The sequence below is a fragment of the Pseudomonas sp. SWRI51 genome, from assembly GCF_014268825.1.
Taxonomy (GTDB): Bacteria; Pseudomonadota; Gammaproteobacteria; order Pseudomonadales; family Pseudomonadaceae; genus Aquipseudomonas; species Aquipseudomonas farsensis.
Window position 1 is genome coordinate 1 of record NZ_JABWRG010000102.1, and the last position, 17386, is coordinate 17386.

19 protein-coding genes are annotated in these 17386 nt (G+C 61.4%); 15 read left to right on the forward strand and 4 right to left on the reverse strand.

The features are described 5' to 3' along the window. Positions 1–230: 230 nt before the first annotated feature. The 3 genes from HU720_RS20840 to HU720_RS20850 form a co-directional block, all read right to left on the reverse strand. Positions 231–881 carry a TIGR04211 family SH3 domain-containing protein gene (locus HU720_RS20840; RefSeq protein WP_186522469.1) on the reverse strand — a complete coding sequence of 217 codons (651 nt, stop codon included), beginning with the start codon at positions 879–881 and terminating at the stop codon, positions 231–233. Positions 882–1092: 211 nt separating this feature from the next. Then, complete coding sequence (locus HU720_RS20845) at positions 1093–2112, reverse strand: branched-chain amino acid aminotransferase (protein ID WP_186522470.1); 1020 nt, start codon at positions 2110–2112, stop codon at positions 1093–1095. 160 nt (positions 2113–2272) lie between these two features. Further along, positions 2273–2626: a hypothetical protein gene (locus tag HU720_RS20850; protein ID WP_186522486.1), complete on the reverse strand. Its 354-nt coding sequence runs from the start codon at positions 2624–2626 to the stop codon at positions 2273–2275. 275 nt (positions 2627–2901) lie between these two features. Here HU720_RS20850 and HU720_RS20855 point away from each other — a divergent pair, with 275 nt between their 5' ends. The 8 genes from HU720_RS20855 (at position 2902) to ureG (ending at position 8602) form a co-directional block, all read left to right on the forward strand. Beyond that, a complete protein-coding gene (locus HU720_RS20855) occupies positions 2902–3735 on the forward strand; it encodes an urease accessory protein UreD (RefSeq protein WP_186522471.1) in 834 nt (277 codons plus the stop codon). A 10-nt stretch (positions 3736–3745) separates the two neighbouring features. After that, the gene (locus tag HU720_RS20860; protein WP_186522472.1) at positions 3746–4048 is read left to right on the forward strand and encodes an urease subunit gamma; all 303 of its coding nucleotides are present in this window, start codon (positions 3746–3748) and stop codon (positions 4046–4048) included. A gap of 10 nt (positions 4049–4058) precedes the next feature. After that, complete coding sequence (locus tag HU720_RS20865; RefSeq protein ID WP_186522487.1) at positions 4059–4376, forward strand: urease subunit beta; 318 nt, start codon at positions 4059–4061, stop codon at positions 4374–4376. Further along, positions 4373–6076 (forward strand): urease subunit alpha, encoded by a 1704-nt coding sequence (gene ureC, locus HU720_RS20870; RefSeq protein WP_186522473.1) that lies wholly within the window; start codon positions 4373–4375, stop codon positions 6074–6076. Before HU720_RS20865 ends, ureC begins: the two co-directional genes overlap by 4 nt. Positions 6077–6247: 171 nt before the next feature. After that, on the forward strand, positions 6248–6727 hold the full coding sequence (gene ureE / locus HU720_RS20875; RefSeq protein WP_186522474.1) for an urease accessory protein UreE: 480 nt from the start codon (positions 6248–6250) through the stop codon (positions 6725–6727). Positions 6728–6744: 17 nt separating this feature from the next. Then, positions 6745–7290 (forward strand): HupE/UreJ family protein, encoded by a 546-nt coding sequence (locus tag HU720_RS20880; protein ID WP_186522475.1) that lies wholly within the window; start codon positions 6745–6747, stop codon positions 7288–7290. Then, positions 7290–7964, forward strand: a complete 675-nt coding sequence (locus tag HU720_RS20885; protein ID WP_186522476.1) for an urease accessory UreF family protein — start codon at positions 7290–7292, stop codon at positions 7962–7964. Before HU720_RS20880 ends, HU720_RS20885 begins: the two co-directional genes overlap by 1 nt. 11 nt (positions 7965–7975) lie before the next feature. Next, positions 7976–8602, forward strand: coding sequence for an urease accessory protein UreG (gene ureG / locus HU720_RS20890; protein ID WP_186522477.1), 627 nt, complete (start codon positions 7976–7978; stop codon positions 8600–8602). 57 nt (positions 8603–8659) lie between these two features. On the opposite strand, the gene HU720_RS20895 is transcribed toward ureG, so the two are convergent. Continuing rightward, complete coding sequence (locus HU720_RS20895) at positions 8660–11107, reverse strand: hypothetical protein (protein WP_186522478.1); 2448 nt, start codon at positions 11105–11107, stop codon at positions 8660–8662. A 367-nt stretch (positions 11108–11474) separates the two neighbouring features. Between HU720_RS20895 and HU720_RS20900 the strand changes: the two genes are divergently transcribed. The 7 genes from HU720_RS20900 to HU720_RS20930 all read left to right on the forward strand — a co-directional run bounded on the left by HU720_RS20900 (position 11475) and on the right by HU720_RS20930 (position 17170). After that, positions 11475–11645, forward strand: a complete 171-nt coding sequence (locus tag HU720_RS20900; RefSeq protein ID WP_186522479.1) for a KGG domain-containing protein — start codon at positions 11475–11477, stop codon at positions 11643–11645. Positions 11646–11696: 51 nt separating this feature from the next. After that, a complete protein-coding gene (locus HU720_RS20905) occupies positions 11697–11876 on the forward strand; it encodes a hypothetical protein (RefSeq protein WP_186522480.1) in 180 nt (59 codons plus the stop codon). Positions 11877–11890: 14 nt separating this feature from the next. Next, positions 11891–13207, forward strand: a complete 1317-nt coding sequence (locus tag HU720_RS20910; RefSeq protein WP_186522481.1) for an iron-containing redox enzyme family protein — start codon at positions 11891–11893, stop codon at positions 13205–13207. Next, positions 13207–14160: a class I SAM-dependent methyltransferase gene (locus HU720_RS20915; protein WP_186522482.1), complete on the forward strand. Its 954-nt coding sequence runs from the start codon at positions 13207–13209 to the stop codon at positions 14158–14160. Before HU720_RS20910 ends, HU720_RS20915 begins: the two co-directional genes overlap by 1 nt. Positions 14161–14304: 144 nt before the next feature. Continuing rightward, on the forward strand, positions 14305–15204 hold the full coding sequence (locus tag HU720_RS20920; RefSeq protein ID WP_186522483.1) for an RHS repeat-associated core domain-containing protein: 900 nt from the start codon (positions 14305–14307) through the stop codon (positions 15202–15204). Positions 15205–15323: 119 nt separating this feature from the next. Continuing rightward, positions 15324–16229: an SDR family oxidoreductase gene (locus HU720_RS20925; RefSeq protein WP_186522484.1), complete on the forward strand. Its 906-nt coding sequence runs from the start codon at positions 15324–15326 to the stop codon at positions 16227–16229. Positions 16230–16330: 101 nt separating this feature from the next. Beyond that, positions 16331–17170 carry a Ku protein gene (locus HU720_RS20930; RefSeq protein WP_186522485.1) on the forward strand — a complete coding sequence of 280 codons (840 nt, stop codon included), beginning with the start codon at positions 16331–16333 and terminating at the stop codon, positions 17168–17170. The last annotated feature ends 216 nt before the right edge of the window (positions 17171–17386 follow it).

The window sequence follows — 17386 nt, forward strand, 5'->3', positions numbered from 1 at the left end:
GTTTTCAGGGCTGCTGCGCAGCCCAACGCGGGACAAGCCCGCTCGCCACAACTCTCTATCATTTCCCACAGGATTGGCTCCAACCAGCAATATTGCGGTTGAACATGGCCTCTGTGGGAGCTGGCGCCAGCCTGCGATGAGGCCACCACAAGCTTGCACAGAACCCCGCCCCCCCCGCTCTAGCTCAACCCCGCTGAAGCCGGGGCTTGGGCAGGTCTAATCAAATTTCATCAAAACCACCGGTCATTGCGCTTGCGCCCGCGGCTCAGCGCCGGCAGGATCAAGCCCGCCAACAAGCCGGCCCCGGCAATGCTGCCGCCATAGACCATATAGCGCATCATCACCTGCTTGTTCTCATCCCCCAGCCGCGCCTGGGTGTCGCGCAGGTTCGACTGGACCTGTTCCAGCTGCTCATTCAAGCCCTTGTTACGCGTCTCAAGCTCGTCGATCAGCGCTTTGCGCGAATCCAGCGTCTCTTGCATGCCCTGCACGCGGGTCTTCCAGCCATCGTCGATGGTCTTGAGCTGCGCAGACAGGTCGGCCACCTTCTGGTCCAGCATCGGCAGCCGCTCGTTCTGCCCAGGCACAGCCTGCAAGTCGCTGTTGAGGATCCACACGAGATCACCGCTCTGCCCGCGCACCTGGCTGTAGTTACCCTGGGTCGTCACCAGGCTGACCCTTTGCCCGGATTTCAGTGTGCCGACAATCCGATGGCCATCTGTAGGACCACTTCGTACATAGGTGCTCAAGCTGTCGCTGACCCAGCGCGCGTCGGTGGGGGCGTCCTCGGCATAGGCAGGGGCGGTAACGGCGATCAGGGCGGCAATCAGGGAGCCGCGCAGGGCGGGGAGGGGGGAGAAGGCAGGCTGCTTGTCTGGCATGGTGATCTTCGCTGAAACGGGGCAAGTGAAGGCCCGATGCATGGGCCGGCGAACCGGTCGGGTGGATTGACCGTCAGCCAAAGACCGCATTTTTGTAGGCTGGTTCACTGCTTGGCGTAGGAAATACCCTCAGAGTGTTGCTGGATGTACGCATAAACGAAAACGGGGCAGGCCATTGCTGGCCTGCCCCGTTGTTCGACTATCAGCTGCTTCAGGCGACCTTGACGATCCAGCCGGCAGGCGCTTCGACGTCACCGCTCTGGATGCCGGTCAGCTCGTTGTAGAGCTTCTGGGTCACCGGGCCGACCTTTTCCAGGTCATGGAAAACGTGCAGCTTGCCGTTGTACTCGATGCCGCCAATCGGGGTGATTACCGCAGCAGTGCCGCAGGCGCCAGCCTCGATGAAACGGTCGAGCTTGCTGATTTCCACGTCGCCTTCGATCACGCTCAAGCCCAGGCGCGATTGCGCCAGTTCCATCAGCGACAGGCGAGTGATCCCCGGCAGCACCGATGCCGATTTCGGGGTGACGAACTCGTTGTTGGCGGTGATGCCGAAGAAGTTGGCCGAACCGACTTCTTCGATCTTGCTGTGGGTCAGCGGGTCCAGGTAGATGGCATCGGCGAAGTTGGCTTTTTTAGCCTCCGCGCCTGGCTGCAGGCTGGCTGCATAGTTGCCACCCACTTTGGCTGCGCCGGTACCCTGTGGGGCTGCGCGGTCGAAGCTGGAAATCTGGAAGTTGTGCGGCTTCATGCCACCTTTGAAGTACGAACCCACCGGGATCGCGAACACCGAGAAAATGAATTCCGGGGCCGTGCGCACGCCGATGTTGTCACCGGTGCCGATCACGAACGGGCGCAGGTACAGGGCGCCTTTGCCATGCGGCGGGATGAAGCGTTCGTTGGCCTTGACCACTTGCTTGCAGGCCTCGATGAACACGTCTGTCGGCACATGTGGCATCAGCAGGCGAGCGCAGCTGCGTTGCATGCGCGCGGCGTTCTGGTCAGGGCGGAACAGGTTGATCGAGCCGTCTTTGCAACGATAGGCCTTGAGGCCTTCGAAGCACTGCTGGCCATAGTGCAGGGCAGTGGAGCCTTCACTAATGTGCAGCACATTATCGTCGGTCAGGGTGCCTTTGTCCCACTCGCCATTGCGCCATACGGACAGGTAGCGCTTGTCGGTCTTGATGTAGTCGAAACCCAGCTTGTCCCAATTAATGCTTTCGTTGCTCATGACACCCTCATTGCTCAACGCCCGAACACGGCGGGCTGCTTTTATATGCGCACCCCGACACCTTAATACATCCCGTGCGGATCGGAAACGTCCAGTCACAGAAACTGCCGCAAGCACCGGCTGGTCGGCCCTCTGGCGCGCCGGGCGTGCGCCGCATGGCCTAGCGCAGGCGCCGATTCCAGTCGCCGCCATGGTCGCGCCAGCAGGCCTCTTCGCTGTCGAAGCGCACATGCCAGGCAGCATGGGCCAGGTTGATGCCGGCATCGCGCAGCGCCTGGCCGGTCAACGCCAGCATGCGCTCGCGGGCTTCGCCGGCCAGCGCCTGGGCTTTGGCCGTGTCGTCGCTGAACACCCAGGTGATGCGCAGGCTGGCGGGGAAGTCGTCGAGGTCGACCTGATGGGTGAGCCAGACAAAGCCGACGATCTCGGCCTGGGCGGTGGCACAGGCATCGGTCAGGCAAGCCACCATTTCACGCTCAAGGCGCGCCAACGCCCGCTTGTTGCCGGCCATCAGCGGGCGCCTGCATGTGTAGGTATGGGTGGCTGCATGGGATGCCTCGACGCTGCGTTATATGGGGGCGCCAGTGTAGCGCTGGCGGCCCCGCCTTGGGGCGCAATTCAGCGTCGTGCACCTTTGTAGGAATAATCCTTCAGGAAAATCCGACAACTTGGCCTGCAATCTGCAACGTCCTGTTCATGAATTTTGATCGAACGGTCAGGCAGATGCCTTGGCTCGGTGCCCATCGCACCACGCCATGGTGCACCGGCCAGGGTTTACAGGGGTAAGCGATGTCATTGCCAGAGCAGATCGGGGCACAGGGCCAGCAGGCGGGCTGGAGCGCGCACCTGCACCTGCAGTTTGTGCTGCGCGATGGCGTGACCCGACTTGGTGCGCGGCGCCACTATGGACCCCTTTTGGTGCAGCGACCCTTCTACCCCGAGGGTTCGCCGTGCCATGTGTACATTCTGCACCCACCCGGCGGCATCGTTGCCGGCGACCGACTTGAGCTGGATATCCACCTTGAAGCCGGCAGCCATGCGCTGCTGACCATGCCCGGTGCCAGCAAGTTCTACCGCAGCATTGGCCCCACCGCGCAACTGACCCAGCATTTTCATCTGGCAGCAGGCAGCACCCTTGAATGGTTGCCGCAGGACAGCATTTTCTTCAACGGCGCTCGTGCCAGCCTCGACAGCTGCTTCACCCTGGCTCCCGGCGCCCGTTTGCTGGCCTGGGAAACCCTGTGCCTGGGCCGCCCGGTGATGAACGAGCGTTTCGAGCGGGGCGCGCTGGACAGCCGCCTGCGCATCGAACTGCCCGGCGACCCCGGCCTGCACGAGCGCCTGCGCATCGAAGGCGGGCAGTTGGCCAAAGTTGGCGGCCATCCGTTGCTGGCGACGTTCTGCGCCGCGCCCGCCGACCAACAGGTACTGGAACAGGTGCGCGAGCTGCTGGAGCCGCTGCCGACCCCCGCTGGCGCCACGCTGCTCGGTTCATTGCTGGTCATTCGCCTGCTCGACCACGACAACCAACATCTGCAACACAACCTGCAGCGCCTCTGGCACCTGCTGCGCCCGGCCGTTCTTGGCCTGGCGCCGTGCCCGCCGCGCATCTGGGCCACTTGAGAGAGCCATCATGGAGTTGACCCCGAGAGAGAAAGACAAACTGCTGCTGTTCACCGCCGCACTGTTGGCCGAACGGCGCCTGGCCCGTGGCTTGAAGCTCAACTACCCGGAAGCGGTGGCGTTGATCAGCGCCGCCGTAATGGAAGGTGCCCGTGACGGCCGAACCGTAGCCGAGCTGATGAGCCTGGGCCGCGAAGTACTGGTGCGCGGCCAGGTGATGGACGGCGTACCGGAGATGCTCCACGACGTCCAGGTCGAAGCCACATTCCCCGACGGCACCAAGCTTGTGACCGTGCATGACCCAATTGTCTGAGGTGCTGCCCATGATCCCCGGAGAAATCCAGGTCGCCGCTGGCGACATCGAACTCAACGTCGGCCGCGCCACGGTCAGCGTCAGCGTGGCCAACCATGGCGACCGCCCGGTGCAGGTCGGTTCGCACTATCACTTCTTTGAAGTCAACGACGCGCTGGTCTTCGAGCGCGCCCCAACCTTGGGCTTTCGTCTGGACATCCCAGCCGGTACGGCGGTGCGTTTCGAGCCGGGCCAGGCGCGCACGGTGCAGCTTGTGGCCTACGCCGGCAAGCGGGAAGTGTACGGCTTTCAGGGCAAGGTGATGGGTGCACTGGAGGGCCTGGCATGAGCCGTATTTCACGCCGCGCCTATGCCGATATGTTCGGCCCCACCGTCGGTGACCGTGTGCGCCTGGCCGACACCGCGCTGTGGGTGGAGGTCGAGAAGGACTTCACCACCTACGGCGAAGAGGTCAAGTTCGGCGGCGGCAAGGTGATCCGCGATGGCATGGGCCAGGGCCAGATGCTCGCTGCCCAAGCCATGGACCTGGTGCTGACCAACGCGCTGATTATCGACCACTGGGGCATCGTCAAGGCGGACATCGGCATCAAGCACGGGCGCATCAGCGCTATCGGCAAAGCCGGCAACCCCGATGTGCAACCGGGCGTGACTGTGCCGGTAGGGCCGGGCACCGAGGTGATCGCCGCCGAGGGCAAGATCGTCACCGCCGGCGGCATCGACTCGCACATCCACTTCATTTGCCCGCAACAGGTCGAAGAAGCGCTGACCAGCGGCGTTACCACCTTCATCGGCGGCGGCACCGGGCCTGCCACCGGCACCAATGCCACCACTTGCACGCCCGGCCCGTGGTACCTGGCGCGCATGCTCCAGGCCGCCGACAGCCTGCCGATCAATATCGGCCTGCTGGGCAAGGGCAACGCTTCGCGGCCCGAGGCGCTGCGCGAGCAGATCGCCGCAGGCGCGGTGGGCCTGAAGCTGCACGAAGACTGGGGCTCGACGCCAGCTGCCATCGATTGCTGCCTGGGCGTTGCCGAAGAAATGGACATTCAGGTAGCGATTCATACCGACACGCTGAACGAGTCGGGCTGTATCGAGGACACCCTGGCGGCCATTGGTGACCGCACCATCCACACCTTCCACACCGAAGGCGCAGGCGGAGGGCATGCCCCGGACATCATTCGCGCAGCAGGGCAGGCCAACGTGCTGCCATCATCGACCAATCCAACGCTGCCCTATACGGTCAACACCGTCGATGAGCACCTGGACATGCTTATGGTCTGCCACCATCTGGACCCCAGCATTGCCGAGGATGTGGCCTTCGCCGAGTCGCGCATCCGCCGCGAGACCATCGCCGCCGAAGACATCCTGCACGACATGGGCGCTTTCGCCATGACCTCGTCCGACTCCCAGGCCATGGGCCGGGTTGGCGAGGTGGTGCTGCGCACCTGGCAGGTAGCCCACCAAATGAAGGTGCGCCGCGGCCCGCTGGCGCCAGACACCGGCTATAGCGACAACTTCCGGGTCAAGCGCTACATCGCCAAGTACACCATCAACCCGGCGCTGACCCATGGCATTGCCCATGAAGTCGGTTCGGTGGCGGTCGGCAAGCTGGCGGATCTGGTGCTGTGGGCGCCGGCGTTCTTCGCGGTCAAGCCTGCCTTGGTGATCAAGGGCGGGATGATCGTCACCGCGCCCATGGGCGACATCAACGGCTCTATCCCGACGCCCCAACCCGTGCACTACCGGCCAATGTTCGGCGCCCTGGGGGCCGCGCGCCATGCCACGCGCATGACCTTCCTGCCGCAGGCAGCGCTGGACCGTGGCCTGCCGGCGGAACTCAACCTGCAGAGCCTGATCGGCGTGGCCCATGGCTGTCGCAGCGTGCGCAAGGCGGACATGGTCCACAACACCTTGCAACCGGTGATCGAGGTCGATGCGCAAACCTATCAGGTACGCGCCGACGGTGAGCTGCTGGTCTGCGAGCCGGCCACCGAGCTGCCACTGGCACAGCGGTATTTCCTGTTTTGAACGCCTGCACCACCGCGAGCGTGTGCTGTGGGAGATCACCCGGCCCTCCCGGGCTGCGCTCTCGCGCAGAGAATTGGGCCACGTGGGAGCGGGCTTGCCCCGCGATGGCGGTGGTGAAATTGATGACGCTGTCGCGGGGCAGCCACCAGATTTGTTTGAAAGGAGTGAACCATGGTCGTACTCAACCGCAGGCTCAGCGAGGCCGCAGCCGTGACCGGCAGCGTCACGCTGACGGTCGACAGCCGCATCAAAAGCCGCCTGCGCGTCACCTTGGACGATGGCCGTGAAGCCGGGCTGATGCTTGAGCGCGGCCATCTGCTACGCGGCGGCGAACTGCTGGGCGACGCTGAGGGCCAGCAGGTGATCCGCGTGCTGGCAGCAGCGGAGGCGGTGTCTACGGTGCGCTGCGCCGACCCGCACTTGTTGGCCCGCGCCGCCTATCACCTGGGCAACCGCCACGTGCCGCTGCAGATCGCCCCCGGCCTGTTGCGCTATCAGCACGACCACGTGCTCGACGACATGCTGCGCGGCCTGGGCCTTGACGTCGATGCCGAGCAGGCGCCGTTCGAGCCTGAAGCCGGCGCCTACCAGAGCGCGCCCCACAGCCATGGCCACGAGCATCCGTTCGTGCGCCTGCAAAGCCATTTTTGATCTGCCTGGAGACAACCATGAGAAAAGCCTTTGCCCTGTTGTTATTGCTGGTCGCTGTGCCAGCCTTCGCTCACCCTGGCCACGACAGTAACCCCTTGCAGGATGGCCTGCTGCACCCGTTGACCGGCCTTGATCACTTGCTGATGCTGCTGGGCACGGGTGTGCTGGCGGCCCTGACCGGTCGCACCTTGGCCTTGCCGCTGGCAACCCTGGCGGCGATGTTTGGCGGTGCCGTGTGCGGCCATTTGTTCGGCGATGTCATCGGCATGGAGCAGATGATCATCGGCTCGCTGCTGGTAGCCGGTGCCGCGGTGCTGCTGCCCAGCCGCCAACTGTTGCTGGCGCTGATCATGCCGGTGTTTGCCCTGTTCCACGGCTGGGCCCATGGCGTAGAAGCGACGCCAAGCGCGTTCTGGCAGTTCAGTGCAGGCTTCGTTGTGGTCAGTGGTTTGCTGCTGGCAGCGGGCTTTGCCGTAGGTTGCGGCCTGCGCCGCCACGCTGGGCTTCAAAAAGCCTTCGGTGGCGGCCTGCTGGCAGCGGCCGCGCTGGTAATGGCCGGCTGATGAACAGCGACCTGGCGTTGCTAAGGTTGCTGCAACTGGCCAGCCCCGGCTTGCCAGTGGGCGGCTTCACCTACTCGCAGGGCCTGGAGTGGGCGGTGGAGGCGGGCTGGGTGAGCACGGCCGCCGAATTCGCCGCCTGGCAGCGCGAACAGTTGCACGACACCCTTGGCTGTCTCGACTGGCCGCTGCTGGCCCGCCTGTATCAAGCCAGCCTCGACGAGGATGCCGAGGCGTTTAGCCGTTGGTCGCGGTTCTTGCTGGCCAACCGCGAAACCGCCGAGCTTCGCCTTGAAGAGCAACAGCGCGGCAGCGCCTTTGCGCGCCTGCTCGATGGCTGGCAACTGGGCCAGGCCGCGGCCTGGCGTGCAAGCCTTGAAATGAGCCAACTCGGCGGCATGGCCTGGCTTGGCGCGCAATGGGCCATCCCGCTGCGCAAGCTTGCCCTCGGCCATGGCTTTGCCTGGCTGGAGGGCGCGGTGATGGCCGGGGTCAAGCTGGTGCCGTTTGGCCAGCAAGCGGCGCAGACATTGCTGCGCGACCTCAGCCAGGAGTTGCCCGCGGTGCTCGATAACGCGTTGGCGCTGGATGATGACCAACTGGGTGGCGGCCTGCCACTGCTGGCCATCGCGTCATCGCGCCACGAAACCCAATACACCCGTTTGTTCCGCTCTTGAGGACTGCCTAGATGGAAAACTACCAGCAACCCCTGCGTGTCGGTGTCGGCGGCCCAGTCGGGTCCGGCAAGACTGCGCTGCTCGAATGCCTGTGCAAGGCCATGCGTGACCACTACCAGATCGCGGTAGTGACTAATGACATCTATACCAAGGAAGACCAGCGCATCCTCACCGAGGCCGGCGCCCTTGAGCCCGAGCGCATTGTCGGGGTCGAAACCGGCGGCTGCCCGCATACCGCCATCCGTGAAGATGCCTCGATGAACCTCGCCGCCGTCGAAGCGCTGGCGCGCAAGTTTGGCAACCTGGAGGTGATCTTCGTTGAAAGCGGCGGCGATAACCTCAGCGCGACTTTCAGCCCGGAGTTGGCTGACCTGACCATCTACGTGATCGACGTCGCCGAAGGCGAAAAAATCCCCCGCAAGGGTGGGCCCGGCATTACCAAGTCGGATTTTCTGGTCATCAACAAAACCGACCTGGCACCTTACGTCGGCGCCTCGTTGGCGGTGATGGAGAGCGACACCAACCGCATGCGCCCCCAGCGCCCTTGGACCTTCAGCAACCTGAAGAAGGGCGAGGGCCTGCAGGCGGTCATCGACTTTATTGTCGAGCGCGGCATGCTCGGGGTGCGCGGCGCCTGACGCTGCCGAGCACCCCGTAGGCGGCACCCGGGTTTGCGCACAAGCGCAATCCCAAGGCTACTCAGTAGCGTGATCGGCGCCCTCCGGTGTGTCGATCATCTCAAGCGTTTTCAAGTCGATCAACGCGAAGGGCAGTACGACATACGCGTAATTAAAGAAGTTCGTGTCCTTTTCGATGGCGACAATGATTGCGTAACGCTCGTCAATATCCCCAAGCGTGTAAACCCCGTCTTTCAGTTCGCCAGTGCCTTTAACCAAGTACCAGTCCATTATGTCAGGTTGCAGCGCAATGGGCCCGTTGAACGTTTGAGTCCACGTCGTCAGACTGACGGTTTGGCCCGTGCGTTTCGTCTCGAACCAGGAGGCAGGATTGCTCCACGGAATAAGGATGTCGATGAGGGTAGGCGTACCCGATGCCCCCGTGACTGTGACCTGGTCCCGTTGCACCGCTGCACGCCAGTCGTCTGGACGAGCGGTGGGAACCGGGGGGCTCACGTATATCTGGACATCTTGGTGATCAGGGATGTCCATGTCCTCGCGGTCTTGACCCGTCACGCCGCGTACCGAGCCAAGGCTGGTCGGCGTGACGCCCCATTTAAGTGGCGTGCCGTCACCGCTACCGCCTACCAGCAAATAGCGTATGTGGCTATGTTGGGCGACTTGCAGGGAGGGGTAGACCGAGACGTCGCTTTGAACGAGGTAGATGAGCGCATGAGCCACGAAATTGTCTTTGCGGGCGACTACTTTGACGCGACGGCCTTGAGGGGGCACGGTGCTGGGGCTCGGCGCGCGGTACAGGCCGGTTGAGCTGATGCTTCCCTTTTCTCCGTTCTCGCCCGGCAGCAGCTCGAGAGACCACGTCGCACCGGTTTGCGCGGATTGGAGTGTGAATTGCAATGTGGAGTTTGCACTGATCACTGATTTTACGGGGAGGATGGCGAGAGACAGATTAGCCAGCGATAGATCTCCCAGTAGACTCATATCGCCCGGCGCCTTCGCCACACTGGGCATGGCCACATATTTATTTTTGAACAATAGGTTGTTTAAAAATAGCGCATCAATTTTCGCTGATTCAACAGTCAAGTCATGGCATAAGATGTTGAACATTCTGTAAATGACGTCTTTTGTGAACCAATCGCGGTATACGCTGTGTGCTTTATTGAAACCCCCGTACCAATTATCCTCCATTTCAAAACTCCGTGTAATGCTGATCTCCTGGTAACGTACCCTCCCGATATCCGGGCCGGACTCGGTTGTATTCAGTTCATAGACGGCCTCAAGCTCCCAGCTGCAGTTCAAGTTGGTGACCTCAATGGTGCGTTTGTTGGTCTTGGCCCACTCGACATCCATGAGAAGCCGCAAAACATGTTCGCCGACCCAGCTTATAATCGCCTTGCCATCGCTGAACCGGATTTTCAGTCCGCTAAAGTCCAGTGAATTGCGATCGCGATAAATCTGGTATACCCAAAATATGACGCCAACCAGCCCTCCGACTGTTGAGCCGAAGTGAGCCTCGCGCGGGTTATATTGGGTCCATTTATCAAAAACATCTGTGTGCGCAGAATGGAGGTCAATGCCGTCTAGGAATCCTTTGCTGTTCTTGTGTAAGGTGTATTCGATCCTGTCGTGGTCAAAGGTTCGCCGGGCGGCCATCGTGATCACAAAGAACCAAATGTGGTTGGCCACTAAGATATTCATGCCAAACGGCCTTGCGTAGTCATCAGGCAGTAAGTAAGGTAAGTCGGTGTCCCGTACCGGGAAGCCACCGTTGGGTTCGTTATTCATTGCAACCCCGACGATAACCGCGCCCTCGTCTTTATCGTCTTCCTCTGTCGACCTCACCACTCCAGAGTTGGCCAGGGAATGTGTGCGTATTGCGAAGGAGGTGGGTTTCAGGTCGCCATCCCCCCTGACGATACGGTTGATCACGAAGCGCTTGCTTTCGTCGTCCCAGCTGTCGAAGTGCTTCTTGATTGCAATGCCCAGTACCCGATTGCTGTGTTCGGAGCTGGACAAGCTGAAGTTGTGATTTTCTCCGTCGGACAAGTCCAACGCTACTTGACCTTCGTCGTCGATGATATTGCCTTTATCGGTAGCGAACAGGTCGATGTCCATATGCAACGACGGCGCATTGAGAGCATTGATGGTCGCGATGCTGACAATCGAATGGTCCGTGCCCCCAAGCGGCTTATTGAGGGTGATGTACTCGCCATGAATGATTTTCATGGCCAATCGTGCACGAGAGTGCGAAATATTCGAGTTGATGAACGACAGCACCGGGGCGTCGAACTTGAAGTTGTTCATCACGACCTTGGTGGACCCGCCCGTTTCTTCAGTGCTGCTGAACGGCGGGAAATAATCGGAGCCGTTCAGGTGCTCGATATACTCTTGGGCCAGCAACTGGTTTGTCTTGGCGCGGTCATAAATCAACAAAGCGCCCCAGCCCATCATCCGTGGGCCACCCTTGAGATACTGCAGATACTGTTGCATGCTGGGTCTTGCCATGGCGGTGTTCCTCTATACATTCGGACTTTAAGCACCCGGCATCCAGGTCTTCGACGACCTTGCTGAGTGCAGGTTGGGATAAGGCCCGCTCATGGAGCCAAACAATGCCTGATCAAATCTTCCAGTAGCCCCCCCAACATTGACAACTAGCAGAATTATCAGGTGCGGTGCTGTCGAGTGCTGTGCACACTGCTCTTGCGCTGCTGCCGCCCCGGACCTTTTAGCGCACCAGATATACCCTCGCTGCTTGTTTAGCGCCGCTGGTCCGACCACTGAGCAATAAATCGAATCCGCGGCTCGGGAGGGCCTCCCAACTCATGTACGGCATGCAGCCGTGCACATCCTTAGCCACTCGAGGTTGAAGACCATGGCCAACAAAGAGAACAGCGGCACGGGCAACCAGGGCACTTCGAAAAACCCTGGTAACTTCGCCAACGACCGCGAAAAAGCGTCCGAAGCCGGCCGCAAAGGCGGGCAGAGCTCCGGCGGCAACCAGCGTCCATCCACCGAGTCCGGCCGCAAGGGCGGCCGCTCGTAAGTGAGGCCATGCAGTGCCGGGTTCGCCCGGCATTGCACAGGAGATACTGCTATGCGCATTACCCCCGTACTTTGCCTGTTGGCCAGCATCACCCTGCTTGGTGGCTGTTTCGACCGCGACACCGACCACCCGGCCGAGGACGCTGACCAGAGCAAACCGTCGCTGCAGATGCAAAAGCCCGACACCCCCACCACTCAGCCCACACCGGAAACAAAACCGCAGAATCCATGAGCAAGGGGCCAGGTATGACCGTGATTTCCCATAAGAGCCAAGCCCATGCCGGTAGTAGCCTGCAGTTGCGCTATCAAGCGCTGCTTGAGGGGCGCAGCCTGGATTCTCGCGCTTGGCTGGCTGAACAACTACGCCACGCAGAGCAGTTGAGCGACGATCTGCCTGATGATCCTTCGCAATTGCCGCGTTGGGCTGCCCAGCACGCCGACGCCGTGGCTGACGCTTACGCGGTGTACCTGGAGCAGCGCCGCCAGGGCTCGCCACGCCGCTATTTCGCCACCCGCGCCCAAGCATTGTGGTTCGTGCAGCAAGTGGCACCGACCAAAGCGGTCGATGGCGCCTGGCTGCACGGCACGTTGCGCCACTGGCACGACCCGCGCTACCACGGCCTGATCCGCACCTACCTTGAAGAACTGGGCGACGGCGACCCCCGCTGCAACCATGTACTGATCTACCAGCGCCTGCTTAGCCGCCTGGGGTGCCTGCAACCTGTGCCGCTTTGCGATGAACGCTACCTGCAAGGCGCGGTACAGCTGGCGCTCGGACAGGCGGGTGATGATTTGCTGCCGGAGGTAATCGGCTACAACCTGGGCTACGAGCAGCCGCCGTTGCACCTGTTGATCACCACCTATGAACTCGCCGAGCTTGGTATCGATGCCCATTACTTCCAGTTGCATGTGACCATCGACAACGCCGCCAGCGGCCATGCAAGGCGTTCGCTGGAAGCCTTTGATCAGTTGCGCGATGGTGAGGATTTCTACCGGCGGGTACGTAATGGCTACCGGCTTAACGATCTTGGTATCGACACCCCGTCGCTGATTGCAGACTTTGATCTTGAATCGGAGTTGCTGGCCAGCCTGGAAGCCAAGCGCGTGTTTGGCCGCTTCATGCATGCCGACCGCTGCCGTCTGCAAGGCCGCACCATCAACCAATGGCTGGCAGAACCCGGTGGTATGGGTGAGTTTGTCCAGGCGTTGCAAGCGCAGGGTTGGATACAGCGCAATACCGACCCTCAGCAAAGCCGCTTCTGGGCACTGATCGAAGGCCCGGCTGCAGCGATGTACGGGGTGTTCAGCGCCTACGAGAAACAGCTTTGGCACGATTGGATTGCAGGCGATTGGCAGGGCGCGCGAATCCGCCGTGTGCAGCCAGGGCAATGGGAAAACCAGCTGGCCTTCGAGCCCCAGTCCGATGCACAAGCGCAGCCGCTGCTTGATGTCGGGCGCCTTATATCCGCCATGGCCGGTAACCGACATGCCGAACCCGATGGCCTGCGCGCCACCCGTGCATACGTACGCGCCACAGGCCTTGCCCAAGGAGGGCCTCGCTGATGCAGCTCGAAAACCAACAGGCCCGCGCCGACGAAGCATTGCTGCAGCTTGGCCGCCGCCTGCGCGCCGACGGCTACCGCTTTACTTGCGTCACCCCAGCCACCCATAGCCACGTTAACGCCCGGCCCGAGGCACAGCGCGCGCGCAACCTGCGCGATGTGTTTGGCTGGAGCCGCCCGTTTGCGCCCTCGCTACTGAGCCCCGATGAGCTGCAACAGCTGGAAGCTGCCGAGGTGTTGGTCAGCCAAGGCGAACGCCTGCGCAGCAACGTAAGGTGGTCCAGTCTGGACGACCTGTTGCTGGTGCATTCCGCGTGGCCCACGGACAGCAGCGACGCGGTATTTTTCGGCCCCGACAGCTATCGCTTTGCCCGGGTAATCCAGGACTACCTGCAACACAGCCCCAAGCGGGTTCAGCACGCAGTGGACATCGGTTGCGGCAGTGGAATCGGCGCCCTGATCATCGCCCGCGCCGCACCGCACGCGCAGGTCAGCGCGGTGGACATCAACCCGCAAGCGCTACGCTACACAGCCATCAACGCCGCTTTGGCTGGCGTTACCAACCTGTCGATCGAGCCAAGCGACTTGCTGGACGGCTTGAGCGGCCGCTTTGACCTGATCGTCGCCAACCCGCCCTACATGCTTGATGCCGGTGAGCGTGTATATCGCCATGGCGGCGGCAGCCTGGGTGCCGAGCTGTCGCTGCGTATTGTCGAGCAGGCCCGTGAACGCCTGGCGCCAGGCGGTTCCTTGCTGTTGTACACCGGGGTTGCGATTGTCGAGGGGCGTGATGCCTTGCTCGAAGCGGTCCGTCTGCGCCTGGCGGGGCCTGAACTGAGCTGGAGCTACAAGGAAATTGACCCGGATGTATTCGGCGAACAGTTGCTTGAAGTGGGTTACCAGAACGTCGAGCGTATTGCGGTGGTTGAGCTGAGAGTCACACGCAACGGCTGATGCCTGCGGTTTTGCCATCCAGAGGAATGCGTGGCCTTTAGCGCTGTGGTCGAGTGGGGTTTGCTGGCACCACCTGATATAAGCGGCAGTTGTTCGATTTCAGTTTGAGGGTGATGCTTTTCCAAAATCTTGGGAGCGACTGTCATGGACGAGAGGTTTTTCTACCAACAGGCGCAGTTAAGTGCTGTCATCACTGATCGGCCCCGCAGGCTGGTGCGTCATCAGTTGATAACGCTGGCGCAATGCGATGGGGCGCAGGCGATGTTGTTGGCTTGCGACGAAGCCCAAAGTGCATTGTTCGCGTATTCGGCACTCACCCACGCTGTATTTCGATACGGCCCCTATGGGCAAGAGCGCAAACAACCTGGCTACCTCTCCTGTACGAGGTTTAAAGGCGAGCGGTGGGATGCTCAGCTGAGTGGGTATTGCTTGGGGCAGGGGTATCGTGTCTACAGCCCGCGGCTAATGCGTTTTCTCTCGCGTGACACGCTGAGCCCGTTCATGGAAGGAGGAGTGAATTGCTATGGCTTCTGCGCCGGCGATCCAGTGAACTACAGCGACTCCACGGGCCACGTGGTCAGAGCTTTCCGGCCCACTTACGGGCCGCTCCGTTTAAGCCCCACAGTTGGTCGCGCCTCAGCCATTCCCTCCTTGAAACAACGTGTGGCCAGCAACCGACCAGATGCCATGCTTCCTGCGTTTGACCTGGATAATAATCGCCTCACAGTCGAAACGCTTGACGCTTTAATCGCTGGAAAATTGTTCCCTGGCATCCGTGGGTCGAGGCGGCCACGACCCAATCTCAAAAGCGTGGGCGCAAGCCGTCATTCCGGCGAGTCAGTGCCAAACTCTGCTAATTCAATAGAGGGTCAAGCCCAAGTGGAGGCTTATAAACGCGACGCGTTCTGGAAGACATTCACAGATTATCAGCTTGCCTCTTATGGGAAATTACCTTCTGAAAGACGGGCGTCCGCAGATGTCGTTATTGATATCTACACCAAGTTATCGCAAATAGAGGCGTTGCGCGTGCGTAAGGGTTCATGAACGTCCGCTACCTTTCATCGGCTTGATCACGACCCAACCAAACCATTCCCTCAGCTCCTCATTCGAAACCTGTATGCGCCATCCTAGGCCAGTCAGCCATTTCGACCGAGGAGCATCCCATGCCGAGTAAACCTCAAGACCAATTCACCCTGCAAAACCCGCTGACCCAATATCCGCACCCGCCATTTCCAGCCCAAGGCCAGGCGGCACCGGGTTTGGACGCGCTCATGGAGCCGAAACCCGACCACGGTGAAGACACCTACAAAGGCTTCGGCCGCCTGGCCGGGCGCCGGGCGCTGATTACCGGCGCCGACTCCGGTATCGGCCGCGCTGCGGCCATCGCTTTCGCCCGTGAAGGCGCCGATATCGCCCTCAACTACCTGCCCACCGAAGAAAAAGACGCCCGCGAAGTGGTGGCGTTGATCGAGGCCGAGGGCCGCAAGGCGGTGGCTATCCCCGGTGACCTGAAAGACCCGCGTTTCTGCAGCCAGCTGGTCGATCAGGCCCACGAGCAGCTCGGTGGTCTGGATATCCTGGTCAACGTCGCTGGCAAGCAGGAGGCGCGCAAGGATATCAGCCAGATCACCCACGCGCAGTTCGACGACACCATGAAGACCAACGTGTATGCGCTGTTCTGGCTGTGCCAGGCCGCGGTGCCGTTGATGCCGGCGGGTGCGACCATCATCAATACCGCGTCTATCCAGTCGTATCAGCCCTCGGCGACCTTGCTCGATTACGCCACCACCAAGGCTGCCATCGTCGCTTTCACCAAGGCCTTGGCCAAGCAGGTGATCGAGCGCGGTATCCGGGTCAACGCGGTGGCGCCGGGGCCGATCTGGACTGTATTGCAGCCAAGTGGCGGCCAGCCGCCGGAGAAAATCCCGGAGTTCGGTTCGCAAACGCCGATGAAGCGCCCTGGCCAACCGGCAGAATGCGCACCGTTGTACGTGCTGCTGGCCAGCCAGGAGTCGAGCTACATCACCGGTGAGGTGTTCGGCGTAACCGGCGGCAACCCGTTGCCGTAACGCATCTAGAGCAAACCTTTCGTGCCCGGCGCAGTCGACTGTAACAAGCGAGCTTTCGGCTGCGCAGCGTAACGGATAACCAAACCTTGGAGGAGCCGGCCATGGCCCGGGCTATCTGGAAAGGTGCGATCAGCTTTGGCCTGGTGCACATCCCCGTGTCGCTCAACACTGCGGTGAGTAGCGAGCGCATCGATTTCGACTGGCTCGACAAGCGCAGTATGGAACCGGTGGGCTACAAGCGCATAAACAAAGTCACCGGCAAGGACATCGACAAGGACAACATCGTCAAAGGTGTGGAGTTCGAGAAAGGCCGTTATGTGGTAATCAGCGAGGATGAGATCCGCAAGGCCCGGCCGGAGGCCACGCAAACCATCGATATCTTCTCGTTCGTCAAGGCGAACGAGATACCGCTGCAGCACTTCGATACCCCGTATTACCTAAGCCCCGACAAGCGCGGCGGCAAGGTCTATGCGCTGCTGCGTGAAACCCTGGAGAAAACCGGCAAAGTGGCCCTCGCCACAGTGGTGCTGCACACCCGCCAGCACCTTGCCCTGGTGCGCTCTTTGGATGACGCACTGGTATTGATTACCCTGCGCTGGCCTGACGAGGTGCGCGACGTGGAAAGCCTTGAGCTGGACAAAAGCGTACGCGAAGCCAAGGTCGACAAGCGTGAATTGGACATGGCCAAGCGCTTGGTCGAGGACATGAGCGGGCCGTGGGCGCCGGACGACTACCACGATGCGTTTCGCCAGACAATCATGGACCTGGTGGAAGAAAAAGCCAGCAAAGGCAAGATCGCCACGGTGGAGCAGGGCAAGGCTGCAGAGGGCGGCAAGAGTGCGGATATTCTCGACCTTACCGAACTGCTCAAGCGCAGCCTGGGCGGCGGCAAAACGCCCAAAGACAAAAAAACCGCCAAGCGCCCGCGCAAAGCGTCGTGAGGCCCCGAGTGGCGCAGAAAACGCCCACCCTCATACTCTGTGTGGGGTCACCCAGCCCTTCCTGGCTGAGCTGTCGCGCAGAGAACTGGGCAGCGTGGGAGATTCTATAGTTTTGTACAAGCCTGTTCCCACCAGACATATCTCCTTGTGGCGAGCTCCCTTGTGGCGAGCGGGCTTGTCCCGCGTTGGGCTGCGCAGCAGCCCCTTGGGTTTTCA